This is a genomic window from Roseateles sp. (genome assembly GCF_047654805.1).
In the GTDB taxonomy this organism is placed as follows: domain Bacteria; phylum Pseudomonadota; class Gammaproteobacteria; order Burkholderiales; family Burkholderiaceae_C; genus Pelomonas.
In genome coordinates, this window is record NZ_JASGIV010000001.1 from 4,083,626 (window position 1) to 4,109,284 (window position 25,659).

General features: G+C 67.7%; 23 protein-coding genes and 1 pseudogene. 16 read left to right on the forward strand and 8 right to left on the reverse strand.

The window, feature by feature from the left end; genetic code table 11:
* The first annotated feature begins 80 nt into the window (after positions 1-80).
* On the forward strand, positions 81-419 hold the full coding sequence (locus tag QM732_RS18505) for a hypothetical protein (protein ID WP_415657565.1): 339 nt from the start codon (positions 81-83) through the stop codon (positions 417-419).
* Between the two features lie 15 nt (positions 420-434).
* Here QM732_RS18505 and tyrS read toward each other — a convergent pair whose 3' ends face one another.
* The gene (gene tyrS, locus QM732_RS18510; RefSeq protein WP_415657566.1) at positions 435-1,661 is read right to left on the reverse strand and encodes a tyrosine--tRNA ligase; all 1,227 of its coding nucleotides are present in this window, start codon (positions 1,659-1,661) and stop codon (positions 435-437) included.
* A 221-nt stretch (positions 1,662-1,882) separates the two neighbouring features.
* On the opposite strand from tyrS, the gene QM732_RS18515 reads away from it, so the two are divergent.
* Positions 1,883-3,271 (forward strand): peptidoglycan DD-metalloendopeptidase family protein, encoded by a 1,389-nt coding sequence (locus tag QM732_RS18515; RefSeq protein WP_415657567.1) that lies wholly within the window; start codon positions 1,883-1,885, stop codon positions 3,269-3,271.
* A complete protein-coding gene (locus QM732_RS18520) occupies positions 3,249-4,364 on the forward strand; it encodes an anhydro-N-acetylmuramic acid kinase (RefSeq protein WP_415657568.1) in 1,116 nt (371 codons plus the stop codon). Before QM732_RS18515 ends, QM732_RS18520 begins: the two co-directional genes overlap by 23 nt.
* Position 4,365: 1 nt before the next feature.
* Here the strand turns inward: QM732_RS18520 and mdtD are convergent, their stop codons facing one another.
* The 4 genes from mdtD to rplM all read right to left on the reverse strand — a co-directional run bounded on the left by mdtD (position 4,366) and on the right by rplM (position 7,168).
* Positions 4,366-5,814, reverse strand: coding sequence for a multidrug transporter subunit MdtD (gene mdtD, locus QM732_RS18525; protein WP_415657569.1), 1,449 nt, complete (start codon positions 5,812-5,814; stop codon positions 4,366-4,368).
* A gap of 61 nt (positions 5,815-5,875) precedes the next feature.
* Positions 5,876-6,238, reverse strand: a complete 363-nt coding sequence (gene erpA, locus QM732_RS18530) for an iron-sulfur cluster insertion protein ErpA (protein WP_268167289.1) — start codon at positions 6,236-6,238, stop codon at positions 5,876-5,878.
* Between the two features lie 99 nt (positions 6,239-6,337).
* Positions 6,338-6,730 (reverse strand): 30S ribosomal protein S9, encoded by a 393-nt coding sequence (rpsI, locus tag QM732_RS18535; RefSeq protein ID WP_415657570.1) that lies wholly within the window; start codon positions 6,728-6,730, stop codon positions 6,338-6,340.
* A 9-nt stretch (positions 6,731-6,739) separates the two neighbouring features.
* Positions 6,740-7,168: a 50S ribosomal protein L13 gene (rplM, locus tag QM732_RS18540; protein ID WP_088482271.1), complete on the reverse strand. Its 429-nt coding sequence runs from the start codon at positions 7,166-7,168 to the stop codon at positions 6,740-6,742.
* Positions 7,169-7,406: 238 nt separating this feature from the next.
* Here rplM and QM732_RS18545 point away from each other — a divergent pair, with 238 nt between their 5' ends.
* The 3 genes from QM732_RS18545 (at position 7,407) to QM732_RS18555 (ending at position 10,307) form a co-directional block, all read left to right on the forward strand.
* Complete coding sequence (locus tag QM732_RS18545) at positions 7,407-8,225, forward strand: GNAT family N-acetyltransferase (protein ID WP_415657571.1); 819 nt, start codon at positions 7,407-7,409, stop codon at positions 8,223-8,225.
* A 148-nt stretch (positions 8,226-8,373) separates the two neighbouring features.
* Positions 8,374-9,228 (forward strand): DUF2726 domain-containing protein, encoded by an 855-nt coding sequence (locus QM732_RS18550; protein WP_415657572.1) that lies wholly within the window; start codon positions 8,374-8,376, stop codon positions 9,226-9,228.
* Positions 9,229-9,251: 23 nt separating this feature from the next.
* Positions 9,252-10,307 (forward strand): serine/threonine protein kinase, encoded by a 1,056-nt coding sequence (locus QM732_RS18555; RefSeq protein ID WP_415657573.1) that lies wholly within the window; start codon positions 9,252-9,254, stop codon positions 10,305-10,307.
* Here the strand turns inward: QM732_RS18555 and QM732_RS18560 are convergent.
* Positions 10,304-10,687: a YciI family protein gene (locus QM732_RS18560; RefSeq protein WP_415657574.1), complete on the reverse strand. Its 384-nt coding sequence runs from the start codon at positions 10,685-10,687 to the stop codon at positions 10,304-10,306. The genes QM732_RS18555 and QM732_RS18560 overlap by 4 nt on opposite strands.
* A 155-nt stretch (positions 10,688-10,842) precedes the next feature.
* Here QM732_RS18560 and QM732_RS18565 point away from each other — a divergent pair, with 155 nt between their 5' ends.
* From QM732_RS18565 to QM732_RS18610, 10 genes and pseudogenes are all read left to right on the forward strand, one after another.
* Entirely contained in the window at positions 10,843-11,703 is an 861-nt protein-coding gene (locus QM732_RS18565; protein ID WP_415657575.1) for a recombinase RecA, read from the forward strand.
* Complete coding sequence (locus QM732_RS18570) at positions 11,672-12,964, forward strand: DNA polymerase Y family protein (protein WP_415657576.1); 1,293 nt, start codon at positions 11,672-11,674, stop codon at positions 12,962-12,964. The genes QM732_RS18565 and QM732_RS18570 overlap by 32 nt, the downstream gene beginning before the upstream one ends.
* Positions 12,961-16,329 carry an error-prone DNA polymerase gene (locus QM732_RS18575; RefSeq protein WP_415657577.1) on the forward strand — a complete coding sequence of 1,123 codons (3,369 nt, stop codon included), beginning with the start codon at positions 12,961-12,963 and terminating at the stop codon, positions 16,327-16,329. The genes QM732_RS18570 and QM732_RS18575 overlap by 4 nt, the downstream gene beginning before the upstream one ends.
* Positions 16,330-16,421: 92 nt before the next feature.
* Positions 16,422-17,537, forward strand: coding sequence for a glycosyltransferase family 2 protein (locus tag QM732_RS18580; RefSeq protein ID WP_415657578.1), 1,116 nt, complete (start codon positions 16,422-16,424; stop codon positions 17,535-17,537).
* The gene (locus QM732_RS18585; protein ID WP_415657579.1) at positions 17,534-19,117 is read left to right on the forward strand and encodes a glycosyltransferase family 39 protein; all 1,584 of its coding nucleotides are present in this window, start codon (positions 17,534-17,536) and stop codon (positions 19,115-19,117) included. Before QM732_RS18580 ends, QM732_RS18585 begins: the two co-directional genes overlap by 4 nt.
* A gap of 81 nt (positions 19,118-19,198) precedes the next feature.
* Positions 19,199-20,167, forward strand: a complete 969-nt coding sequence (gene msrP / locus QM732_RS18590) for a protein-methionine-sulfoxide reductase catalytic subunit MsrP (protein WP_415657580.1) — start codon at positions 19,199-19,201, stop codon at positions 20,165-20,167.
* Positions 20,167-20,775: a sulfite oxidase heme-binding subunit YedZ gene (locus QM732_RS18595; protein WP_415657581.1), complete on the forward strand. Its 609-nt coding sequence runs from the start codon at positions 20,167-20,169 to the stop codon at positions 20,773-20,775. Before msrP ends, QM732_RS18595 begins: the two co-directional genes overlap by 1 nt.
* A 26-nt stretch (positions 20,776-20,801) precedes the next feature.
* A pseudogene (locus QM732_RS18600) lies at positions 20,802-21,341 on the forward strand (FAD-dependent oxidoreductase); the annotation flags it as partial.
* 312 nt (positions 21,342-21,653) lie between these two features.
* A complete protein-coding gene (locus tag QM732_RS18605) occupies positions 21,654-22,049 on the forward strand; it encodes a dihydroneopterin aldolase (RefSeq protein WP_415659414.1) in 396 nt (131 codons plus the stop codon).
* A gap of 93 nt (positions 22,050-22,142) precedes the next feature.
* The gene (locus QM732_RS18610; RefSeq protein WP_415657582.1) at positions 22,143-23,069 is read left to right on the forward strand and encodes a hypothetical protein; all 927 of its coding nucleotides are present in this window, start codon (positions 22,143-22,145) and stop codon (positions 23,067-23,069) included.
* Positions 23,070-23,203: 134 nt separating this feature from the next.
* Here the strand turns inward: QM732_RS18610 and QM732_RS18615 are convergent, their stop codons facing one another.
* Together QM732_RS18615 and moaA are read right to left on the reverse strand one after the other, a co-directional pair.
* The gene (locus tag QM732_RS18615; protein ID WP_415657583.1) at positions 23,204-24,409 is read right to left on the reverse strand and encodes an NAD(P)H-dependent flavin oxidoreductase; all 1,206 of its coding nucleotides are present in this window, start codon (positions 24,407-24,409) and stop codon (positions 23,204-23,206) included.
* A gap of 86 nt (positions 24,410-24,495) precedes the next feature.
* Entirely contained in the window at positions 24,496-25,584 is a 1,089-nt protein-coding gene (gene moaA, locus QM732_RS18620) for a GTP 3',8-cyclase MoaA (protein WP_415657584.1), read from the reverse strand.
* Between the last annotated feature and the right edge of the window lie 75 nt (positions 25,585-25,659).

Here is a 25,659-nt window from a genome sequence, read left to right on the forward strand (position 1 = left end):
CGGACACGGCTGACAAGGCGGCTTCCTGCACGCCTTCAGGCGGATCGGGTCATCCGCAGGGCCGACGGACAATCCGCTGCATGCCGCCGCGCCGACAGCCCCGCGATCACCATCACGTCTACGTCGTGCTGTTGTCCGAGCAAGTGTGGAACGAGCCCGCCTTCCGCAAGGCCAACCCCCAGCATGACGTGGTCAAGCCGTGCCTCTACGTAGGCATGACCGGCCTGGACCCCGACCTGCGATTCGACAGGCACATGGCCGGCGTACAGGCCAACCGCTTCGTGCTGAAGTACGGCGTGCGCCTGGTGCCAGAGCTCTACGAGTTCTACAACCCCATGCCATACGGCGCCGCCTGCGAGCTGGAAGTGGAGCTGGCCATCGGGCTGAGGGAGGCGGGCTACGCGGTCTGGCAGGCCTAGCGCCGCCGCGTCGCCTCAGCTCAGCACGACCCGCGCGAACTTGCGCTTGCCGACTTGAAGCACATGCTCACCGGCGTCGAGCTTCAGGCTCTTGTCTGAAATCACCTCGCCCGAGCGGCGCACGCCGCTCTGCTCGATCATGCGCAGACCTTCGCTCGTCGACGCGACGAGGCCGGCCGCCTTCAGCACCTGGGCGATGCCCATGGGCGCGCCACTCAACCGCACTTCCGGAATCTCGTCCGGAATGCCGCCCTTGGCCCTGTTGTTGAAATCGGCCTCGGCCGCATCTGCCGCCGCCGCGCTGTGGAATCGCGCCGTGATCTCCTTGGCCAGCATGACCTTGGCGTCCTTGGGGTTGCGTCCCCCCTCCACCTCGGCCTTGAGTGCAGCAATCTCGACGATGGACTTGAAGGAGAGCAGCTCGAACCACTTCCACATCTGCACATCGCTGATCGACAGGATCTTGGCGAACATGCTGTTGGCCGGCTCCGTGATGCCGACGTAGTTGTTCTTGGACTTGGACATCTTCTCGACGCCGTCCAGCCCCTCCAGCAGCGGCATGGTCAGGATGCACTGCGGCTCCTGGCCGTATTCCTGCTGCAGATGGCGCCCCATCAGCAGATTGAACTTCTGGTCCGTACCGCCCAGCTCCAGGTCGCTTCTCAGCGCGACGGAGTCATACCCCTGCATCAGCGGGTAGAGGAACTCGTGCACCGAGATGGGCGTGTTGCTCTGGAAGCGCTTGGTGAAGTCGTCACGCTCCATCATGCGGGCCACGGTGTACTTGCTGGCCAGCTGGATCATGCCGGCCGCCCCCAGCGGCTCACTCCATTCGGAGTTGTAGCGAATCTCCGTACGCGCCGGGTCCAGCACCAGCTTGGCCTGGGCGTAGTAGGTCTCGGCGTTGGCCAGCACCTGCTCCTTGGTCAGTGGCGGGCGAGTCGCGTTGCGACCCGAGGGGTCGCCAATCAGCGAGGTGAAATCGCCGATCAGAAAGATGACCTCGTGGCCCAGGTCCTGCAGCTGGCGCATCTTGTTCAGCACCACGGTATGGCCGACATGGATGTCCGGCGCCGTCGGATCCAAGCCCAACTTGATGCGCAGGGGCACGCCCGTCGCAGCCGAACGTGCCAGCTTCTTCGTCCATTCGGCCTCGGGCAGCAGCTCGTCGACGCCACGGCGCGTGATGGCCAGGGCCTCAAGAACGGCATCGGTGACGGGAAATTGGGGAGCGTCGGACATGGCGCAGCGCGTTCGGCAACAAGCCGAACGAAAGTGTTAAGTTATTGATCCATCGGGGTAAACCGGCATGCCGGGGAAGACAATGCCGTTAGAATTCACCCTTCGAATCGGGGGTGTTGCTTCAACACAACCGTCAGGATTTTAAGGCCGCCTTGTTGCTGGCCCTCGCGTGGAACCGGCCCAGCCGGGATTGCCCCAGCGACAACCCCGGGATGCCGAGCGTGACCGCAGTCCAGAAACGTCTCCATCAGCTTCAAACGGCGCTGAAAAGCGCCGAAACCTTTGCCGCCAGGCATCCGCGCGCGCTGACCGCCACAGTCGTCGGCACGCTGAGCTGTTTTGCAGTGACCGCCTTCGGCATCGCGCCGCTGGCGCCGGATGCCGCAGAACTGCCCCGTCGCACCCTGGTCGAGACCGTGCCCATGGCCGACATCTCGAGCCAGCTCGACGAACTCGCCAGCCATGCCATCGGCCTGACCCGCGCCGAAGCCACGCGCTCCAGCGACACCCCGGACAGCCTGCTCAAGCGCGCCGGCGCCTTCGACCCGGCTGCCGCCGCATTCCTGCGCACCGACCCGTTGGCCCGCCGCGTCTTCCAGGGCCGCGCCGGCAAGATGGTCCACCTGACAGCCGACGCTTCGGGGCAGGTGCAGAAGATCGTCGTGCGCTTCCCCGCAGAGAAGGTCGAGCAGCAGGGCAGTCATTTCACCCGCCTCACCATCGCCCGCGACGGCGCACGCTTCAGCGCCAGCACCGAGACTGCGCCGCTGCAGGCCCAGGTGGCGCTGGGCAGCGGCACCATCCGCACCTCGCTGTTTGCCGCCACCGACGACGCCAACATCCCCGATGCCATCGCCTCTCAGATGGCCGACATGTTCTCCGGTGACATCGACTTTCACCGCGAGTTGCGCAAGGGCGACCGCTTCAGCATCGTCTACGAAGTACTGACCGCCGACGGGGAGCCTATCCAATGGGATGGCGGTGTCGGCCGCCTGCTGGCCGGGGAGTTCACGAACAACGGCAAGACCTATTCGGCGGTCTATTTCAAGGATAGCGCCAGCGGCAAGGCCAGCTTCTACGGCTTCGATGGCCAGAGCAAGCGCCGTGCCTTCCTGTCCAGCCCGATGGAGTTCTCGCGCATCACGTCCGGCTTCGCGATGCGTTTCCATCCCATCATGCAGACCTGGCGCCAGCACAACGGCGTCGACTACGGTGCACCGACCGGCACGGCTGTGCGCTCCGTGGGCGACGGCACCGTCGAGGTGGCCGGCTGGCAGAACGGTTTCGGCAACGTCGTACAGGTGCGCCACAGCGGCGACCGCAGCACGGTCTACGCCCACCTCAGCAAGATCGACGTAAAGAAGGGCCAGCGCATCGAACAGGGGCAGCGCATCGGCGCTGTCGGCTCGACCGGCTGGGCCACCGGCCCGCATCTGCACTTCGAGTTCCGCGTTGGCGGCCGCCACATGGACCCGCGCGCCATCGCGCGTGCGTCCGAGGCCATCACCTTGCCAGGCTACGCCAGGGCGCAGTTCCAGCAGACCGTCGCCAGCGTCAAAACCCAGCTGGCCGTCGCCGAAACGATGGATGGTGTCTCTGCAGCCGACTGAGCCGCGCCGGCTCTACATCGGGCTGATGTCGGGGACATCCCTCGACGGCGTTGACGGCGTGCTCTTCGACGTCGGCTCGCTGGCCGTCATCGGCCATGTGCACTCCCCCTTTCCCGCGGCGCTGCGCGACGAGCTGCTGGCGCTGAACACCCCTGGGGCCGATGAACTGCATCGCTCCGCACTGGCCGCCAACGCGGTGGCACGCGCCTATGCTGACGTCGTCTCGCAGTTGCTGGAGGCGACCTGCGTCCGGCGCGAGCAAGTAGCCGCCCTGGGCGCCCACGGCCAGACCGTGCGCCACCAGCCCGGCGGCTTCGATGGCTACACGACGCAGTTGCTGAACGGCGCGCTGCTGGCCGAGCAGGCCGGCATCGACGTGGTCTGCGATCTGCGCAGCCGCGACATTGCCGCAGGCGGCCAGGGCGCGCCGCTGGTGCCAGCCTTCCATCGCGCCGTGTTCGGCATGCCGGACTGGGACGCCGCCGCGCTGAACCTCGGCGGCATCAGCAACCTCAGCCTGCTCTTCGCCGACGGCCGTACCGGCGGCTTCGACTGCGGGCCGGCCAACTGCCTGATGGACGGCTGGATCGCCCGCCACCGCGGCCTCGCTTTTGACGCCGACGGTGCCTGGGCCGCCACCGGCCATGTGCTGCCGGATCTGCTGGCCGCGCTGCTGGCCGAGCCCTATTTCCAGTTGCCTGCGCCCAAGAGCACCGGCCGCGACCTTTTCCACCTGGCCTGGCTGGATGCGAAGCTCACGCCCGGGCTCGCCCCCGAGAACGTTCAGGCCACGCTGCTGGAACTCAGCGCCCGTTGCGTGGCGGACGACCTGAAGGCCCAGATGCCAGCCGCACGCACACTCATCGCCTGCGGCGGCGGTGCATTGAACGGTCGGCTGATGCGGCGCCTGGCGGAGCTGTTGCCGAGCGTCACCGTTCAGACCAGCGCGCAGCGCGGCCTACCGGTGGATCAGGTGGAAGCCGCCGCCTTCGCTTGGCTGGCGCATCGTTTCGTCGAGCGACTGCCCGGCAATCTGCCAGCGGTCACTGGCGCCGCCGGACCGCGGCTGCTGGGGGCCCTCCACCCGGCCTAGCCTATCCGGCCTCCACGTTCCGCTCCGTAGCTCCGGCCGCGACGGCACTATCTCGAGCATCAAGCTGCCAGAAGATGCCCGCCGACGCGATGGTGATCAAGGCCATCGTCGCGAAGGTGGCGCGGAAGGACGACAGCGTCTGCGCGCCCTCGCCACCGAAGAAAGCCGTGAACGCCGCCAGCACGGCGCCAGCCGCGGCAACGCCCATCCCCATTGCCAGCATCTGAACCATGGACAACATGCTGTTGCCGCTGCTGGCCATCGCCGGTCCGAGGTCCTTCAGCGTCAACGTGTTCATCGCGGTGAACTGCAGCGAGTTCACCGCGCCGAAGAGAGCCAGTTGCACGATGCGAACAGCGAGTGGCTGGTCCGGCGACGAGAACGCGAAGCTGGCCATCGCAAGGCCCACAAGCAGCGTGTTGACGACCAGCACACGGCGATAGCCATGGCGCGTGATCAGCGGCGTCGTCAGCTTCTTCATTGACATGCTGGCGATGGCAACGGGCAGCATCATCATGCCGGCCTGGGCGGGCGAGTAGCCCATGGTGACCTGCAGCAGCAGTGGAATCAGGAAGGGCATGCAGGAGCTGCCCAGCCGGGAAAACAGATTGCCCAGCAGACCAATGCGCAGCGAGCCGAGCTGGAACAGGTGGGGAGAGAACAGCGGGTCGGGCCGGCGCAGCGCATGCAGCCAATAGGCCGTGAGGCTGGCCAGGCCGAAGATCATCAGCACGAGGACGGACGCCTGACGCAACCCCAGGCCCGAGAGGCCGTCCAGCGCGAGTGACAGCGACACCATGCCAAAGGCCAGCAGCAGATAGCCTGCCAGATCGAAGCGGCCCACCGTCGCGGGCGCGGGCGTCGGCATGTAGCGCAGCGTCGCCAACGCGCCGATGACGCCCACGGGCACGTTGATGAGGAAGATCCAGTGCCATGAGGCCACCTCGACGAGCCAACCGCCCAGCGTAGGGCCGACGAGCGGACCCACGAGGCCGGGAATGGCGACGAAGCTCATCGCCTGCAGGAATCGCTCGCGCGGGAAAGTCCTGAGCACGACGAGCCGGCCCACAGGCAGAAGCAGCGCCCCACCCAGCCCCTGTACGACACGAGCCGTCACGAGCAGGGTCAGGTTGCTCGCGACGGCGCACAGCACTGAGCCCAGCACGAAGAGCAAGATGGCGGCGACATAGATGCGCCGCATGCCGAAGCGGTCGGCCATCCAGCCGGAAGCCGGAATCAACATGGCCATCGTCAGCGAATAGGCGACGACAACGGACTGCATGCGCAGCGGACTCTCGCCAAGGCTGGCCGCCATCGCCGGCAATGCCGTGTTGACGATCGTGGCATCAAGCGTCTGCATGAAGAAACCGACGGCGACCAGCCACAGCAGCAGCTTCAGCGCGCGCTCCTGCTGCGGGTCCGTCGAGGGAGGTGTCGGCTTGGATGTCATGGCTCAAGAAACACAAAAGCCGCCCAGAGGCGGCTTTCGCAAGGTCGTGGGCGACACACGCTCAGACCGAAAAGCTCGATCCGCAGCCGCAGGTGGTGGTCGCGTTCGGGTTCTTGATGACGAACTGGGCGCCCTGGAGGTCTTCCTTGTAGTCGATCTCGGCGCCCATCAGGTACTGCAGGCTCATGGAGTCGATCAGCAGCGTCACACCGTTCTTCTGCATCTGCGTGTCGTCGTCATTGACGGCCTCGTCGAAGGTGAAGCCGTACTGGAAGCCCGAACAGCCCCCACCCTGCACGAAGACACGCAGCTTCAGGTCCGGGTTGCCCTCCTCGGCCACCAGGTCGCGCACCTTATCGGCGGCGCTGTCGGTGAAGACCAGGGGCACAGGGATGTCGGTGGGGGTATCAAGCACGGCGCTCATGGCGGGGCTCCTTGAATCTGTCCAGAAACGAATGTGGGGATTGTCGGCCCAAAAACAAAAGGCCGCATGGAGCGGCCTTTTGACGTCGAAGCGCAGAAATTAACGCTTGGAGAATTGCTTACGACGACGGGCGCCGTGCAGACCGACCTTCTTACGCTCGACTTCACGCGCATCGCGCGTGACGAAGCCGGCACGGCTCAGTTCGGGCTTCAGGGCGGCGTCGTAGTCGATCAGCGCGCGGGTGATGCCCAGGCGCAGGGCGCCGGCCTGGCCGGATTCGCCACCACCATGCACGTTCACCTTGATGTCGAAGGCCTCGCCATTGTTCGTCAGCAGCAGGGGCTGCTTGGCGATCATGATGGAGGTCTGACGACCGAAGTAAGCGTCGATGGCCTTGCCGTTGACGATGATCTGGCCCGTGCCCTTCTTGATGAAGACGCGAGCGACCGACGACTTGCGGCGGCCAGTACCGTAATTCCAGTTTCCGATCATGGCCGTTCCTTAGATCTCGAGAGCCTTGGGCTGCTGAGCGGTGTGCGGGTGCGTGGGACCCGCGTAGACCTTCAGCTTCTTGACCATGGCGTAACCCAGCGGGCCCTTGGGCAGCATGCCCTTGACGGCCTTCTCCAGCGCGCGGCCGGGGTGCTTGGCTTGCATGTCCTTGAACTTCGTGGCGTAGATGCCGCCGGGGAAGCCGCTGTGACGGTAGTACACCTTGTCGGTGGCCTTGTTGCCGGTCACACGGAGCTTGTCGGCATTGACGATGACGATGAAATCACCGGTGTCGACGTGAGGCGTGTAGATGGCCTTGTGCTTGCCGCGCAAACGGAGTGCCACTTCGCTGGCAACACGTCCGAGCACCTTGTCGGTGGCGTCAATCACAAACCACTCGTGCGTCACCTCGGCCGGCTTGGCGCTGAAGGTCTTCATGAGAGTTGCTTTCGCTGCACCGGCCTTCTGATGAGGAAAGCCGGCAATGGATGGCTGAAACTTCGACCGGCCTCGGTGCTGTGTCTGTTGCACAACCTCTCGGCGCAGCGCGCTTTTAGGCGCGCCTCGGCCCTCTTTCCCGCAGCCCTTTAACGGAAAAGCCCATGAGTGTAGCAGCTCGGGCGGTGGTTTGTAAGGCCATGGCGCGTTACTCTTGGCACATCGCCCCGGCCAAATCATGCCCCGAAAGAAGTCCGCCGCCCCCTCAGACCCGCCCGCGAAAGCGGCCGGGGACTGGGATCACGAGCTGTCGGCCTTCGGCCCGGACCCGAACGCGCCTACGCTCTCCCCCGCCGCGCCGGCAGCCACGCCAGAACCAACAGGCCCGCTGGCAGATGCCCGGGCCGCGCTGGAACGCTTGTCGACCTGGGTACCCATCCGCTCTCTGGCCCGCCGCCACCGCCGCCGCATCGCAGAGCATCTGCTGGCGCTCGATGCCCAGGATCGCTACCTGCGCTTCGGCTACCCGGCTTCGGACGAACAGATCCACAAGTACGCCCTGGGCATCGACTTCTCCCGAGACGAAGTACTGGGCATCTTCAACCGCCACTTGCAGTTGACCGCACTGGCTCACCTTGCCTATGGCCAGTCGCTGCCCGGTGAACCAGACCGCACGATGGCCGAATTCGGCGTGTCCGTGCTACCTCAGTCGCGCGGCCGAGGCCTGGGCCGGCGCCTATTCGACACCGCCGCCCTGCATGCGCGCAACCGCGGCATAGACACTCTCTTCATCCACGCCCTGAGCGAGAACCGGCCCATGCTGCGCATCGCCACGGCGGCTGGCGCCATCGTCGAACGTGACGGCGGCGAATCCGCGGCCTGGCTGCGCCTGCCCCCGGACTCCTTCGGCTCCCAGGTCGAGCAGGCCTTGGAGCGGCATCTGGGTGAACTGGACTTCCAGTTCAAGCGCCAGGCCCAGGTGCTGAGTGGATTTGTCGACAGCGTGGCCGAGGTGAAAGCTCATTTCGAATCCCCAGGTCGGGCAGCAAAAGAATAAATGATTGGTCGATGACCTTTTCCCGGACATGCTCCCCCTCAGGCCCGGGGGAATCGGGACTTGCGAGTAATGCCTTTAGGGGACGCTGAGCTACATTGCCCGACCATTGCGCCGAGGATCGGCGTCGCCGCCGAACTCCTCGAGGGACATGCCGTACGCCATCTATTGGATCGCCGCCCTGGCTGTTTGCGTCCTGGGTCTGGCCATCAGCCTGATCTGGGCCCTGCGGCGGCCGGCGTACGCCAATAAAGGGCTTCCGGCAGAGTGGTCACTCACTGCTAGACCGGTTTTCACGACCGACGAACGGCGCGTCTTCCGCCTGCTGCGCGAGGCCCTGCCGCACCACGTCGTGTTGTCCAAGCTGCCGCTGGTGCGCTTCTGCCAGCCGACAGAGGCCAAGGAAGTGCGCTACTGGTTCGACCTGCTGGGCGCCTCGCATGTGACCTTCGCCGTCTGCAGCCCCAACGGCCGCGTGCTGGCCGCCATCGACCTGGAGGGTGAGCGTGGTGTCACGCCGCGCAGCCTGCAGATCAAGCATGCGGTGTTGTCGGCCTGCCGCGTACGCTATCTGCGCTGCGCGATGGACCAGCTCCCCAGCGTCGCCGAACTGCAGCTGCTCGTGCCCCAGGGCAGCAACCCGCGCGGCCCGTTGCCCGCGCCAGCCGCGATGCCGGGCCTGCCGCGACGCCGATCCAGCATGGGCGAGGATGAATTCGGCAGCGACTGGGGCCAGTTCTCCCAGCCCCTGCCGCTTTGGCAGGACGCCAGCGTCTTCGGCGGTGTCGAAGGCTATGGCGAGCGCTATGCACGTGCGCCGATCCAGACCGTGCCGCCCCAGCAGCAGCGACGCCTGTCCGCACGCGACGCTGACGCAGCCCCGCGCTACAACCCGCGCAGCCTGCCCGTGCTGGATGATGCCGACGACGAAGCCATGCTCGACGACATCGTAGGCGTCGTTGTCGACGCACCGCGCTACGCCACCCAGCGCCCCCGCAGGGGTTGAACCGATCCGGCGACACTCGCCGGATGCACCACGCGATCCCTGACCTCAGTTTCGGCGACCTGACGCCGGAGTTCATGCTCGATGCCCTGGACGCGGCCGGCCTGCGCGCCGACGGCCGGCTGCTGCAGCTCAACTCCTTCGAGAACCGCGTGCTGATGCTGCACCTGGAGGACGGCCGCGCAGCCGTCGCCAAGTTTTACCGCCCGGCACGCTGGAGCGATACCCAGATCCTCGAGGAGCACGGCTTCGCCGCCGAGCTCGCCGCAGCCGAGGTGCCCGTCGCCGCACCATGGGCGCTGGCCGGGGGTTCTACCTTGTTCCATCACCAGGGCCAGCGGCTGGCCGTCACGCCGCGTCAGGGAGGCCGCGGACCGGAGCTGGAAGATCCTGAGGTGTTGCGCTGGATAGGCCGGCTGCTGGCGCGCCTGCACAGCGTCGGCCGTAGCAAGCCCTTTGTCGAACGCCTGTCCTGGGCCAGCGCCGCACCGGCCGAGTCAGCGCGCGACTGGCTGATGGCCAACGACGCCATCCCGCCCGAAATCGCACCCGCCTGGGACGACGCTGCGCAGCGCTGCATTGCCGCCATCCAGGGTGCTTTCGACGGCCTGCCCGACCTGCAGCTCACTCGCCTGCACGGCGACTGCCATCCCGGCAACATCCTGTGGACGCCCGACCGCGGCCCGCACTTCGTGGACCTGGACGACGCCGTCGCCGGCCCCGTCGTGCAGGACCTGTGGATGCTGCTGCCGAGTTCAAGCGAAGAGCCCGACGCCGCCCGCTATCTGCTCAACGCCGTGCTGGACGGCTACGAGCAAATCGCCGAGTTCGACGACCGCGAGCTGCGCCTCATCGAGCCGCTACGCACCATGCGCATGATCCATCACAGCGCCTGGCTGGCGCGCCGCTGGGGCGACCCGGCCTTCCCGCTCGCCTTCCCCTGGTTCGGCACGCCCAACTACTGGCTGGACCAGGTCGCCAAGCTGCGCGAGCAGCTCGAGGCGATGAAACCCCGGGACGCGACTCCAACACTCGTACGGGACGAAGACGCCGTGGACTTCGACGGCGACGGCTTCGCCTAACGCCAGTTGGCAGGGGTCTCGTTGGTAGGCACCGTCACGTGGGCACGGGTGGCGTCCAGCGGGCGGATCTCCAGCGTCAGGCCGAACCGCAGGCAGGGGTTCTCGGCGGCGATCGCCGCTGCCTGCTCCAGTGTTTCGGCGACGATGAACCAGTAGCCGCCCACCCATTCCTTGGTCTCCGCAAAGGGGCCGTCGGTGACCAGACCCTGCGCGACGATGCGCGCGCCCTGCTCCAGGCGGCTGCCGGGCTTGAGCCGCCCCTGGGCCAGGCCCTGCTCGTACCAGACATAGAACGCATCGATGGCGGCCTGCACATCCTGCGGGCTGGTCGTTGCATCCCATTGACCGCGGGAGAGCACCAGATAGTCGTTCATCGGCATGGAAAGCTCCTGGGACGGCAGACTTCGAAGGGGCGGGAGGCCTGCAATGCTAGCCACCTCGCCGGTTGATTGGCAGAATATACTGGATAAATACACAGTATTGTGGTCTCATCCAGGCTCCGGTTTTCTCCCTCCGCCACGTCTGCCGTCCGGCCATGCCATCCGCTTTCGCCGCCATTCCAGCCTCCGTTGTGCCGCCCGGCAGTCTCCCGCGGCTTGGCCAGTTGCCACTGGACGACGCTCGCCTGCAGGGCCGGTTGTGGCGCGGCAGCAGCCTGGGCTCCACCGTCGAGGCGGCGCTGCCCAGCGGCTTCGCGGCGCTTGATGCCGAACTGCCCGGCGGTGGCTGGCCGCTGCAGGCCGTCACCGAACTGCTGATGCCGCAATTCGGCGTGTTGGAGTGGCGCCTGCTGGCGCCAGCCCTGCAAAGCTGGTGGGCGGCCCAGGCCGGGCCGGCCATGCTCCCGACCCGCAGGACGCGCGCCGCCGCGCCCGCGCTGCGCTCACTGCTGCTAGTCAATCCGCCACACACGCCGCATCTGCCGGGCCTGCAGGCACTGGGGCTGCCGCCATCGGCACTGATCTGGGTGAAGACCACAACGCCAGCCCAGCAGCTTTGGGCGGCCGAGCAGGCCATCAAGTCGCGCGTGGCCGTGCTGGCCTGGCTTCCCGAGGCGCGGCCTGAGCAGATCCGGCGCTTGCAGGTCTGCGCATTGGGCTCGGATGCACCAGCCTTTGTGGCACGGCCGGAGCGCGCGGCCCAGCAGTCCTCGGCCGCACCGCTGCGCCTCATCGTGCAGCCCGGCGACGCCTGGCAGCTGCAGGTGCATCTGCTCAAACGCCGAGGGCCTGCGCACGAGGGCTGGCTGCAACTCCCCGCCGTGCCGGGTGCGGTCGAACCGCTGCTGACGCAGGCCAAGCGCAAGCCCCAGCCGGCAGCGGCCCCTGCTCCCACGCCAGACAGCCCACCGACGGAGCGCGCCGATGCGCTGGCTCGCACTTTGCAGCACGCCTGATGCGCCCGCCGGTGACATCGACGCCCTGGCCTGGCTGGCACTGAGCTTCACGCCGCGTGTCGCACGGCTGGAGGAGGCGGTCGTTGCGGAGATGTCGGCCAGCCTGCGGCTGTTCCGCGGCGCGCGCGCATTGCGACTGCGACTGCGGGCCGAAGCCGAGCTGGCCGGACTAGCCCTGGGCACCATGGCCTGGGCGCCGACCGCGCTGGCGGCGCTCGCACTGGCACGCTGCCCTGGCACGCCGCAGCCGGATCGGCTCTGCGAGAAGCTGGATGCGTTGCCGCTACAGGCCCTCACTGCTGCGCACGCCCACCATGCCATGCTGGCCCGTCTGGGCTGCCAGCGCCTGGGCGAGCTGCGCAGACTGCCGCGCGCAGCAATCGCCAGGCGCTTCGGCCCTGCGCTGCTGACCGCGCTGGACCAGGCCTACGGCGGCCTGCCCGAGGTGCACGACTGGCTGACGCTGCCCGACCGCTTCGACGCGCGGCTGGAGCTGCCTTGGCGGGTCGAGCATGCGCCGGTGCTGCTGCACTTTGCCGAACAGCTCTTGCGCCAGCTCTGCGCCTTCCTCACCGCGCGCCATGCCGGGGTGCGCACGCTGCGCCTGGCTTGGCAGCACGACGCGATGCGCGCGCGTGACGTGGCCAACAGCGGTGAACTGACCCTGGCCACGGCCGACACGACGCGCGACCTGTGCCGCCTCACGCGCCTGCTTGGCGAGCATCTGTCCCGCACAACGCTGGCCGCTCCGGCAGGCGAAATCAGCCTGAGTGCCGACACCATCCTGCCGCTGCAGGAGCTGAGTGCCGGCCTGCTGCCCGGCGCCGGCGAGCCGCAAGAGCGCACGACGACGAACGCGCTGCTGGAGCGGCTTTCCGCGCGCCTGGACCCTGACCACGTGCTGGAGGGTCGGCTGCACGAGGACCATCGCCTGGACCGCATGCAGAGCTGGCACCCCTGGCCCGCAGACGCCTGCGCGCCGGTCCGCCGCCCGCCGGGGCCGCAGCCCACCTGGCTCATCGAGCCGCCGCAGCCGCTGCGCTGCGACGCACGCGAACAGCCCACCTACTGCGGGCCACTGAGCCGCATCAGTGGCCCGCATCGCATAGAGGCCGGCTGGTGGGAACGTCACGGCCTGCAGACGCGCGACTACTACGTCTACCGCAGCGCCGCGCGGGGACTGCTGTGGGTCTATCGCGAGCGCCTGCCGGATGCGGCGGCAGCCTCATCCGGCTGGTTTCTCCACGGAACGTTCGCATGAGTCCGCCCCTGTCGAACCGTGAGGAACACCAGCATGAGCTGCGCCAGCTCGGCATCGCTTCGGACGCCGACATGCGGCGCGTAGCCGACGCAGCGCCTCTCGGCACCTCGACCGCTGCTGCGTCGCGCACCTCCGGCCGCCACCCCACGCCCCGCGAGCTGCCACGCTACGCCGAGCTGCACTGCCTGACGGCATTCAGTTTCCTGCGCGGCGCGTCCGAACCTCAGGAGCTGGTGGAACGCGCCGTCACGCAAGGCTACGAGGCGCTGGCCATCACCGACGAGTGCTCGCTGGCCGGCGTCGTTCGCGCGCACAAGCAGCTGCGCGAGATGCGAGAAGCGGCCCACCACGAAGCGAAGGCCGAGGCGCGGCTGGCCGGCATCCCCGAAGACGATGTCGAACCGCCACAGCTGATGAAACTGCTGGTCGGCAGCGAGTTCCTCGTCCGCGACGATGCCGGCACGCCACGCTTCAAGCTCGTACTGATTGCACAGAACCTCAACGGTTACGGAAACCTCAGCCAGTTCATCACGCGGCTGCGTCGCGCCAGCCCCGTCAAGGGCGAATACATGCTGCACTGGCGCCAGATCGCACCCGAGAAACTGGACGACTGCCTGGCCCTGCTCGTGCTCCCGCGCGAGGCCGGCGACGCTGAACTGAGCGCCCCTGCGCACTGGCTGCTGCGCCACTTCGCCGGCCGCGCGTGGATTGCCGCCGAACTGATGCGCGAGGCCAGCGACGCGCCATGGCTGCAGCGCCTGCAGGCACTCTCAGAAGAGACGGCTCTGCCCCTCGTCGCGGCCGGCGACGTGCACTTTCATGTGCGCTCACGCAAGGCCTTGCAGGACGTGATGACGGCCACACGGCTCGGCCGCACGGTAGCTCAGTGCGGCTTCGATCTGCAGCCCAATGCGGAGAGGCACCTGCGCAGCCGCTACCGCATCTCGCAGATTCACGCGGCGGCTCTGATGGCCGAGTCACTGAACGTGGCCGCGCGCTGCACGTTCAGGCTCGACGAGATCAGCTATCGCTACCCCAGCGAAGTCGTCCCCCCCGGGCGTACAGCCAACCAGCACCTGCGAGCCCTGACCTACGAAGGCGCCTCCCTGCGCTGGCCCGACGGCCTGCCCGAGAAATGGCGCCATCGCATAGAGCATGAACTCCGTCTGATCGAAGACCTTGGCTATGAGCACTACTTCCTGACCGTCGCCGACACCGTGCAGTTTGCGCGCAGCATCGGCATCCTGTGCCAGGGGCGAGGCTCTGCGGCCAACAGCGTCGTCTGCTACTGCCTGCACGTCACCTCGGTCGATCCCAAAGAGAGCACGCTGCTGTTCGAGCGCTTCATCAGTCGCGAGCGCAACGAGCCGCCGGACATCGACGTCGACTTCGAGCATGAGCGCCGCGAGGAGGTCATACAGCACCTCTACGACAAGTACGGCCGCGACCGTGCCGCGCTCACGGCCGTCGTCATCTGCTACAGGCCCAAGAGCGCGGTCCGAGACGTCGGCAAGGCGCTGGGCTTCAGCGAAGCGCAACTCGACATCATGAGCAAGGACCACAGCGGCTGGCCCGGCCAGGTATTGCCCGAGGACCATCGCGCCGCGCTGCTGCAGCAGCTGGGCCTGCCCGACGATGACCCGCGTCTGCAACAGCTCATCACGCTAGGCCGCCAACTCAATGGCCTGCCGCGCCACCTGAGCCAGCATGTCGGCGGCTTCGTGCTGACCGAGGGACCGCTGGAACGCCTGGTGCCCATAGAGAACGCGACGATGGAGAACCGCAGCGTCATCGAATGGGACAAGGACGACATCGACGAACTGCGCATGATGAAAGTCGATGTGCTGGCACTGGGCATGCTCACGGCCATCAAGCGCTGCTTCGACTTGCTCCAGCCGATACGCGGCAAGGCCTACGAGCTGGCCACCATCCCGCAAGACGACACGGCCACCTACGACATGATTTGCGCGGCCGACACCATCGGCGTCTTCCAGATCGAGAGCCGGGCGCAGATGTCCATGCTGCCACGGCTGCGGCCTCGCAAGTACTACGACCTCGTGGTCGAGGTCGCCATCGTGCGGCCCGGCCCCATCGAGGGCGGCATGGTGCACCCCTACTTGAAGAATCGCTTGCTTCCAAAGAGCGAGATCAAGTACCCCAAGCGTGAACTGGAGGCGGCCCTCGACCGCACCTGCGGGGTACCCATCTTCCAGGAGCAGGTCATGCAGATCGCGATGATCGCGGCCGGCTTTTCCGCCGGGGAGGCCGATGAACTGCGGCGCGCCATGGCCTCATGGAAGCGTCCCGGCGTGCTGGAGAAGTACTACGACAAGGTCATACTCGGCATGCGCAAGAACGGCTACGAAGACGAGTTCGCCGAGCGCATCTTCCGGCAGATCAAGGGCTTTTCCTCCTACGGCTTCCCCGAATCCCACGCCGCCAGCTTCGCACTGCTGACCTACGTTAGTTCCTGGCTCAAGTGCCACGAACCTGCGGCCTTCCTGTGCGCACTGCTGAACTCGCAGCCACTGGGCTTCTACACACCCAGCCAACTCATCCAGGACGCGCGCCGGCACGATGTCGAGGTGCGCGCCATCGACGTGAACCACAGCGACAGGGACAGCACGCTGGAGCCGCGCCCCGGCGAGCGCCAGCCCGCCGTCCGCCTGGGCCTGCGCCTCGTCAGCGGCCTGGGCGACCAAGCAGCCCAGCGCATGGAAGCCGCACGCGCCCGCGATGGCCTCTTCGCCCATCCGCAGGACCTGTCCTATCGCGCACGCCTCACGCAGGCAGACATGCAGCACCTCGCCGCAGCCGATGCCCTCACCTCGCTCGCGGGTCACCGCCGCCAACAGGTCTGGCAGGCCTCGGCGCTACAGGCGATGCCGGAGCTGCTGCAGGGCAGCCTGCTGCCCGAGGACAACCTCGTCCTGCCGGCGGCCGCCGAGGGCGAGGAGGTGCTGTGGGACTACGCCGCCACCGGTCTCACGCTGCGCCGTCACCCGCTGGCACTGCTGCGCCCGCGCCTGGCCAGCCAGGGCTGGCTGACGGCGAAACAGCTCGACCGCGTCAAGAGCGGCCGCCGCGCCAAGGCCTGCGGCATCGTCACCGGCCGGCAGAAGCCTCAGACCGCCAAGGGCACGCTCTTCGTCACGCTGGAAGACGAGACCGGCAACGTGCAGGTCATCGTCTGGAACAAGGTCTACGAGGCACACCGCAGCATCATCCTCGGGGCGCGGCTACTGGCCGTGGAAGGCATCTGGCAGCGCGGAGACGGCGACGTGCGCCACCTGCTGGCGCAGGGCTTCACGAACCTGAATCCGCTTTTGGGGCGGCTGCCGACGGAAAGCCGCGACTTCCGCTAGGTCTCCCACAGACACCCCGACCCGGGGATAACAACACGGTTCGTGCGCTTGCATACTGCCGAAAAACCAGTTCCGACGCAGGAGAGGACCGCGTGACCGAGGACGCCAACGACCATCTTCAGTCAGCCGAACTGGCCATCATCATCCCCACGTTCCGTGAAGCCGGCAACGTCGCCGAGCTCACCCGACGCCTCGTCGCCTGCCTCGCGGGCCTCAGGTGGGAGGCCATCTTCGTGGATGACGACTCCAATGACGGCACCGCTTCGTCGGTTCGCGAGCTGTCCCGCATCCACCCCAACGTCCGCTGCATCCAGCGCATCGGGCGCCGCGGCCTTTCCTCGGCCTGCGTGGAAGGGATGCTCTCCACCAGCGCCCCTTACGTCGCCGTCATGGATGCTGACCTGCAGCACGACGAGGCTCTGCTGCCGGCGATGCTGCGCAAGCTGCAGTCCGACAAGGAGCTCGACATCGTGGTTGGCAGCCGCCATGTCGACGGCGGTTCGCTCGGGGAATGGAGCGAGCAGCGCGCCTCCATCAGCCGGTGGGCAACGCGCCTTAGTCATCTGGTCCTGCCAAAGACCCTGCAGGACCCGATGAGCGGCTTTTTCATGATGCGCAGGGACAGCTTCATGGGCGCCGTGCGCAAGCTCTCAAGCGTAGGCTTCAAGATCCTCGTCGACCTGTTCGCCTCGTCCCCGAAGCCGCTGAAGTTCGCCGAACTGCCCTACACCTTCAGGACCCGACATGCCGGCGAGAGCAAGCTGGATTCCCAGGTTGCCTGGGACTACCTGATGCTGCTTGCCGACAAGACCGTGGGGCATCTCGTCCCGGTGCGCTTTCTCTCGTTCGCGCTGATCGGCGGCCTCGGCGTGTTCCTGCACATGGCGCTGCTCAGCACCTTCCTGTCGCTCATGACGCTGCCATTCAAGCAGGCCCAGGCCGCCGCCACCATCGGCGCGATGGTCTTCAACTACACCATCAACAACGCGATGACGTACCGCGACCGCCGCCGCAGGGGCTGGCGCTGGTGGACCGGTCTGCTGTCGTTCTCCGTGGCCTGCAGCGTGGGCGCCATCGCCAATGTCGGCATCGCCTCATACCTGTTCGATCATCAGAATCACTGGGTCCTGTCCGCCATCAGCGGCATCCTCGTGGGCGCCGTCTGGAACTACGCCATCACCTCGGTCTATACGTGGAAGCGCGCTTGAAGGCCGCCACGGGGAGAGGGCCCGACCGTGCCCTCTGGCTGACCTGGATCGCCGCAGCGGCGCTGGCACTGTGCAGCTTGTCCTACGTTGCATGGCAACAGCTCGGGCCGCTGCGCAATCAAGTGCTGCAGGTCGACGAGCTGTACTTCAGCGCCTGCGCTGCCCGCGGCCTCGTCGAAGGCTGGACGGCCGTGGCGGGCTGCCACGACAACAAGGCCCCGCTGATCTATCTCCTGCATGCAGCACTGCAGCAGCTCGCTTCACCGTATGACGCCGTCGCGCTGAAGGGGCTGGCTGCGATGCTGTTCGCCGGCATCGCAGCCGTGGTGTACCGGCTGGCACGGCGCGCTGCGCCGGAGCAGCCTGCGAGCGCCGGCCTGGCTGCAATCCTGCTGCTCGTCTGCGCTCTAGTGCCGGACCCATCCATGCTCGCCGTCAAGACGGAGCTGCTGGGCGCGGGCTTGCTGCTGCTGGCCCTGCTCTTCACGCCGCAAGCTGGGAGTCCCCTGACATGGCCGCGCGCACTGGCCATCGGTGCTGCGTTTGGCGCTGCGGTGATGAGCAAGCAGACCTTCGGGCTGATGCTCCCCATGTTGCTGTGGGCGACCCTGCGCCCCGGCAACGGGGCCACGTTCGGCCTTCAGGCCCGGCATCTGCTGCTCGTCGGTCTGGGCGCCCTGCTGCCGGCCCTGTTGCTGGCGGGCCTGTACGCCGCCAGCGGCAAGCTGCAGGAGTTCCTCGCGACGACTTTCCTGTACCCCGCCATCTACGGCAGTGCCACGTCAGTTGGTCTGGCCAAGCGCCTGGTCTGGAAGTTCGCGACCGCCAGCGAGTTCCTCCGGCTCGCGCCCATCCATGTCGCGCTGGTGCTCGCCGCCCTCGCAGGGCCGCTACGCGGCAATGTGGGCGCCGGACTCCGGCAGGCACTGCTGCTGGGTGCCGCTGTGGCGCTGCTCATCATGCTGGCATCGCCCATGCTCTTCGACTACCACGCCATCCCGTTCTGGGTGCTGGCCTGTCCACTTGGCGGCGCCATGATCGCCCAAGGCAACGCCGCGGGCGGCCCGGCCCGCGCCCTCGCGTTGGGAGCACTGCTCTGCGCAACGCTGTTCGCACTCGGCTCGGCGCTGCAATCCAACGGCCATTCATCGCAAAAACCGCTGCAAGGCACCGAAGCGATGCAGCCGGCCGCGGGCCGCTACGCCTACGTCCTTGGGATGGCGCCTCAGGTGTATGCGCGGGGCTTCATCCCCGCCTCCAGCATCCAGTTCCCCTGGGCCCTTCCGGGCACGCCCGCCACATGGGCCTATCACCCTCCCGCGCCCGCCAGCCCGGTCTTCAAGACGCTGCATGCCCAGCAGCAGCGCAACCTGGCCCGGCTCTATGCAGATTTCGAGCGCACCCCGCCCGCCTACATCGCCGTCATCGACCGCTACGCCCGCGCGGTCGGCTCGACTCACCCGCATGCGGACGTGCCAGGGTTCGACGAATACCTTGCGCGGCACTGCCACCTCCTCGGCACCCTCAACGACGGCCGCGACAATTCCGGCAAGCTGTTCGCCTGCGACCTTGCGCGCTGAGCACCGTCCAAGCCACAGGGCCTGCAGGGACACTGCCGCCGGGTGTAAGGTCGCGGCGCATCGTCCGACTGCGTGTGCATCATGCTGATCCAATCCTCCTCACCGAACGATCCTGCCCCCAGCGAGATCACCCCGCGCCAGACTTATCTGAGCCGCCGCCAGCTCATGGCCGGCCTCGGCGCCATCGCCGCCTCGCCGCCCCTGCTTGCCCAGTCGGCCTCCGGCAGCGGCAAACTGGCAAGGCTGCCCGCCTCGCCCAGCACGGTGGCTGGCGCAATGGTTCTGGACAAGCCAACCCGGTACGCCGATGCCACCTCGTACAACAACTTCTACGAGTTCGGCACCGACAAGTCCGACCCCGCAGAACGCGCCCACACGCTGAAGCCACGACCCTGGACGGTCGCTGTCGAAGGCGAATGCGCCAAGCCTGGCCACTACGACCTCGACGCGCTGCTCAAGCTGGGGGCCATGGAGGAGCGCATCTACCGCCTGCGCTGTGTCGAGGGCTGGAGCATGGTCATCCCCTGGATCGGCTATTCACTGTCAGAGCTGATCAAGCGGGCCGAGCCCACGTCGAAGGCCAAGTTCGTCGAGTTCACGACTCTGGCAGACCGCGCGCAGATGCCGGGCCTGCGCTCGGCGGTGCTGGACTGGCCCTACGTCGAAGGACTGCGCATGGACGAGGCCATGCACCCGCTGGCGATGCTGACTTTCGGCATGTACGGGGAAGTGCTGCCCAACCAGAACGGCGCGCCGGTGCGCATCGTGCTGCCCTGGAAGTACGGCTTCAAGTCGGCCAAGAGCATCGTCAAGATCCGCTTCGTCGAGAAGCAGCCTCGCAGCAGCTGGGAGCAGGCCGCCCCCCAGGAGTACGGGTTCTACTCCAACGTAAACCCGGGCGTGCCGCACCCCCGCTGGAGCCAGGCCAGCGAACGCCGTATCGGCGAGGATGGCCTGTTCGCGAAGAAGCGGCCCACGCTGATCTTCAACGGCTACGAAGCCCAGGTCGGGCAGCTCTACGCCGGCATGGACCTGCGACGCAACTTCTGATGCGCGGCGCCTTGACCGCCGCGCTGCTGAGCCGCGCCGCCAAGCCGTTGCTGTTCCTGCTGTGCTTGGCGCCGCTGGCCTGGCTGATCTACGGCGCCGCCGCCGACCAGCTCGGCGCCAACCCCGCCGAAGCACTGATCCGCCGCCTGGGTGACTGGACGCTGAGGGGGCTGTGGCTCACTCTGGCCATCACACCGCTGCGCCAGCTGACCGGCCTGGCGGCGCTGGCGCGCTTTCGCCGCATGCTGGGCGTATTCAGCTTCTTCTACGCCAGCCTGCATCTGCTCGCCTACAGCTGGCTGGACATGGGACTGGACTTCGGAGACATCGCCGCCGACATCGCCAAGCGCCCCTTCATCCTGATGGGCTTCTCGGCCTGGCTGCTGATGCTGCCGCTTGCCGCCACCAGCTTCAACAAGGCCATCAAGGCCTTGGGCGCCAGGCGCTGGCAGGCCCTGCACAAGGCCGTCTATGCCGTCGTCGTCATCGCGCTACTGCACTTCATCTGGATGCGCGCCGGCAAGCACAACTTCGTTGAGCCGGCCGTCTACGCCACCTTGCTGGCCCTGCTGCTGGGCTGGAGGCTCTGGCAAAGGCTGCGCGGATAATTTGCGGCTTTGCCATCAGCCGCGCCATGTCCAGTCACACCTCCATCGACGTCGCCATCCTTGGCGGAGGCCCCGCCGGCTGCAGCGCCGCGTCGTGGCTGGGCCAGATGGGCATGACGGCGTTGCTGGTCGAGCGCGAACCGCGCCTGTGCGCGGCGCTCGCGGGCCTGAACTTCGCCCAGGACTGGGTTCTGGGTGAGCCCGCCGCGCGGCTGGCTGCCTTGGGCGAACACTACGCGGCCCAGGCCCAGGCCACACCGGGCCTGACGCTGCGACTCGGCACGCGGGCGGAGTCCGCACGCCACGCGGCGGGCAGCTGGACGCTGCAGTTGGCCACCGGCGAGCACGTGAAGGCTCGTGCGCTGCTCGTTGCCACCGGCCTGCGCCTGCTGCGCCCGGCACGCTATTTCGCCGTGCCGCACGAGCGCGTGCTTGACGCCGCCCAGCTCACCGCACGCCGCGAGACCTTGCCCCCGGGCCGCGCGCTGCTGCTGGGCGCTGGCGACAACGCCGCGGAAAACGCCCTCTTCCTGGCCGAGCGGGGCCATGAAGTGACACTATGGTCACGTGGAAGTTGGCGCGCGCAGATCCATCTGGCCGAGCGCGTCGAGGCCCACCCGCGCATCACCGTGCGCCTGGCAGTTCCGCTGCCGGAGGCCTTGCTGCCCGATGACCACGGCGTCAGCGTCGGCACCGAGCGTTTCGACTTCGTCGCTGCACTACTGGGTTTCGAGCCCGAGCCCTCGGCCTTTGCCTTGTTGGACGAGGCCTCGCGCCAGCGAGCCTTCGTCGCCGGCGACGCCAGCCGCCGCTGGCATCCCTGCGTGCAGACAGCGCTTGCCGACGGCGTGCAGGCCGCCAAGCAGATCGAACTCGCACTGCGCCCGCAGGCCGCCGCCGCGCCGCAGCGCTACAACAACCGCCAGGTCATCCACCTGCAGGGCCTGCGTTTCCGCGCCAACCTCGGCGTGCTGGATTTCGAACGTACCGGCCCGCAGCCCATCCAGGTCGACGCCGAGATCAACCTCGGCGCGCTACCCGTCGTCGCGCGCGACGCCGACATTGGCCATGTACTGGATTACCGCCGTGTGCGCACCGCCATCATCGACGAGTGCACCCAGGAGCACACCGACCTCGTCGAGGCTCTGCTGGGCAAGCTGTGCAACCGCCTGATGAGCCTGCCCGGCGTCGTCGGCGTGCGACTGAAGCTGACCAAGCTTGAGATCTTCCCCGACTGCGAGGTCTCGATCAGCACCGAGTTGGGTGCCTGGTGAGCACCATCCTTGACCTGCAGCAAACCTCGCAACCGAGGTCTTGACGCAAATTAAGGACGCCCTCGGCCGCTGCGCCGAGCATTCGGGTCGTCCATGTCTCACCCGTCCTCCCACGTCAGCTGCTGCGCCAGCCTCCGCCAGACCTTGCTGCAGGGCTGGCAGCAGACGTTCCCGCTGCACTCCTCGCCCTTCCGGCAGATGGCTGCACGCAGTGGCGCCACGCCGCGCGAGCTGTTGAGCCTGTGCCAGGAGCTGCATCGCAACGGCGCGCTCCAGAGCATCCAGCCCTGCTGGGGCGAGGCGCTGCGCCGGGAGCGCTGGCGCCTCGCGTTCATGCCGCCGGGCGACGAAGCGCCCCTGGCCGCTGCACTGGCCGCGCTGCCGGGGTGCTTCCGCATCGAGCGCACCGAGCCCCAGGCCGACATGCCACCGCTGTGGGCCGAGATCGAAGCACTGGACGGAGAGGCCCTGGCCCGCCAGCTGCGGCAGTTGCCAGCGCAGCCCATGGCCCGCCTGCGGCTGCCGTCGGCAGCCGAGCACGCCCAGCCCTGCGATGACCCCGAGATGGCCGGGCATCTCGAAGAAGGACTGGCACTCTGCTCTCGGCCCTTTGCCCAGTGCTCAAGGCAGCTGGGCTGCAGCGAGTCCCGCTTGCTATCCAAGCTGCATGCTTGGCGTCGCGGCGGACAGCTTGCCGGCCTGGCCTTGAAGCCACCGCCCACTCGGGTGCCTCAGCCGGGCCTGCTGGCGTTGTGGCGAGGCACCGAGCCCACGGCCTGCAGCCTGGCCAGGCTGCAGGCGCACAGCGGCGTGGACCGCGTCATCAGCGGCCAGGGCGCGCCGGCCTGGCCGTGGCGACTGGGCCTGGTGTTGCGCGCCGCACCTCAACTGGCCCAGGACCAGCTGCGCGAGATCGTCGGCCACGCCGGCCTGCCGCCGCCCGACGTCAGCGCCCGCCTTTTGATTGACCGGCCGCGCGATCAGGCGCTGCTTTTCCGCACCGACAAACACAACGGCTGAATCCTGCGCGCCGAGCGCCTGCCCCCAAGTCGTCACCTCCGAAGCTGAGGCCGGAGTAAGGAGCGCCTGCCGAAGCAGGCCTGCAGCCCGGCCGCTAGCCCGTGCCAGCTACGTCCTGGACGAAGAGCCGCGAGTCAGGCCGGTGTGCCGACGGGGACGCCCGGCGTCATCAACCGCTCCAGCAGCTGGCGCACGCTTGTGATCTGGCTGCCGAAGGGCAGCCCGCCGCGGCCACGGAAGAACAGGCCCTTGTTCATCTCGCCGCGCAGGGCGGAGGCGAGGCGCTGGTCAATGCAGAACTGGCCCCAACCTTTGAGGCCGTCGCGCAGGCCGCACTGGCTCAGGCAGTCGAAGGCCATGGTGCAACGCTGCTTGAGCTGCGCCACGGCTTGCAGACGCTCTTCGGCCTTGAGGTACTTCTTCAACCACGGCGTCATCACGGCACGGGCGGGCAGGCCGGCCACGCTAGTGAACTCGACGAGATCCTCGTCGCGCGCCTCAGCCAGCACCTGCTTGAAGTTGGGGTGTGCGTCGCATTCCTCCGTCACGACGAAGGCGGTGCCGAGCTGGGCTGCATCAGCGCCCAGGGCCTGTAGGCGCTGGATGTCCTCGCACGAGCGCACGCCGCCGGCGGCGATCAATGGCACCCGCCCCTCCACACCGGCATCGCGCAGATGCTGGCGCACGGCCGGCAGCACGTTCTCGAAGTCGAAGCGTGCGTCGCCCACGTCAGCCACGCGGGCCGCGCCCAGGTGCCCGGCAGCATGTCCGGGGTGCTCGATGACGATGGCGCTCGGGATGCGCTGGCGCCGCTCCCACTTGCGCCACAGCAAGGCCACGCCGCGGGCATCGCTCAGGATGGGTACCAAGGCCGTGTCCGGGTGGTCCTGGGCAAGCTCCGGCAGGTCCAGCGGCAGGCCGGCACCGACGACCAGCGCGTCCACGCCCTCCTGCAGCGCAGTGCGCACCGAAACAGCGTAGTCGCTCACCGCGCGCATCACGTTGACGGCCACCACCCCGCGGCCGCCGGCGATGCCACGGGCCTGGCGGATCTCTCGCGCCAATGCCTCCTGGTTGGCCTGCTCGATGACGGCCTTCTTGTTTTCATCACTGTCGCGCATCTCCTCACTGCGCGCCATGAGGTCGGGATGGTGGCGGCGCAGGTCTACCGAGGCGATGGTGCCCCAGGCGCCCTGCGCCGCGACGCTACCGGCCAGTCGATGCGCCGAGATGCCCACGCCCATGCCCCCCTGCACCACGGGCAGCAACTGGCGACCGGCGAATTGCAGGGGGCGAAGGCCGGCGGCCGCCATGCGTTCGAGGAGCGAGGAAGTAGTCATTGCGTCAGGGATTGAAGGGCAAAGCGTCGATGCTGAGCCGAAGCGCCACGCGGCGCTTTGACCTGGTGCAAGGTCTGGTCGATTCGTCAGCCGCCCAGCACGTGCATGTCCGCGCGTTCAGGTCGCAGCAGACGAAGAGCCTCGCGCTGCTCCGAATAGGCGTCGTTTCGGCCGGCCCAGATCGCCACCAGCCGCTCACGCAGTCCAGACTCGCCGACCTGGGCACCCCGCAGCAGCGGGCGCAGGTCATGGCCCTGGGCCGCGAACAGGCAAGTGAAGAGGCGGCCGTCCGCCGTCAGCCGGGCGCGTGTGCAGTCGCCGCAGAAGGCATGGCTGACGCTGCTGATGAAGCCGATCTCGCCTGCGCCGTCGGCATAGCGCCAGCGCTGGGCCGTCTCGCCGCCGCGAGTGGCGGGCAGCGGCAGCAGTTGCCAACGCGCGGCAATGCGCTCACGCAGCATGTCGCTGGGCAACACCTCGTCCATCCTCCAGCCGTTGTGGCACCCGGCGTCCATGAACTCGATGAAACGCAGCACCATGCCGCTGCCGCGGAAATGTTCAGCCAGCAGCACGGCCTGCGCGTCGTTGACGCCTCGGCGCACCACCATGTTGACCTTGATGCGCTCGAAGCCGGCACGCTGCGCGGCCTCCAGCCCGCGCAGTACTTCGGCCACGGGAAAGTCGACATCATTCATGCGCCGGAACACGGCGTCATCCAGCGCATCCAGGCTGACCGTGACCCGCTTCAGGCCCGCCTCCCGCAATGCCCCGGCCTGGTCCGCCAGCAGGCTGCCGTTGGTGGTGATCGCCAGGTCTGGCGGCTCGCCGTCCAGCGTGCGCAGTGCGGCCAGCTGGCCGATCAGCCGGGCCAGATCGCGGCGCAGCAGCGGCTCGCCGCCGGTCAGGCGCAGCGTACGCACGCCTAGGGCCAGGGCCTGACGCGCGACCTGGGCGATCTCCTCGAAGTTCAGCAGCTGCGACTGCGGCAGGAAGCGGTGGCCAGGGCCGAAGCGGCTGCGCGGCATGCAGTAGCCACAGCGAAAATTGCAGCGATCGGTCAGAGAGATGCGCAGGTCGCGCAAGGGGCGCTGGCGGCGATCGCGCAACGCGCCGTCCGTCGGCCGGGTCGCGCCGACGCGCGGGATCCAAAGCAAAGGGGCGGTCCTCGCATCCATGCGGCGATTCTGGGCGGCAGCCCTGGCCCAGCCCATCCGGCCATGGCATGAGGCCGGGCCTGCAGGCCTAGTCCC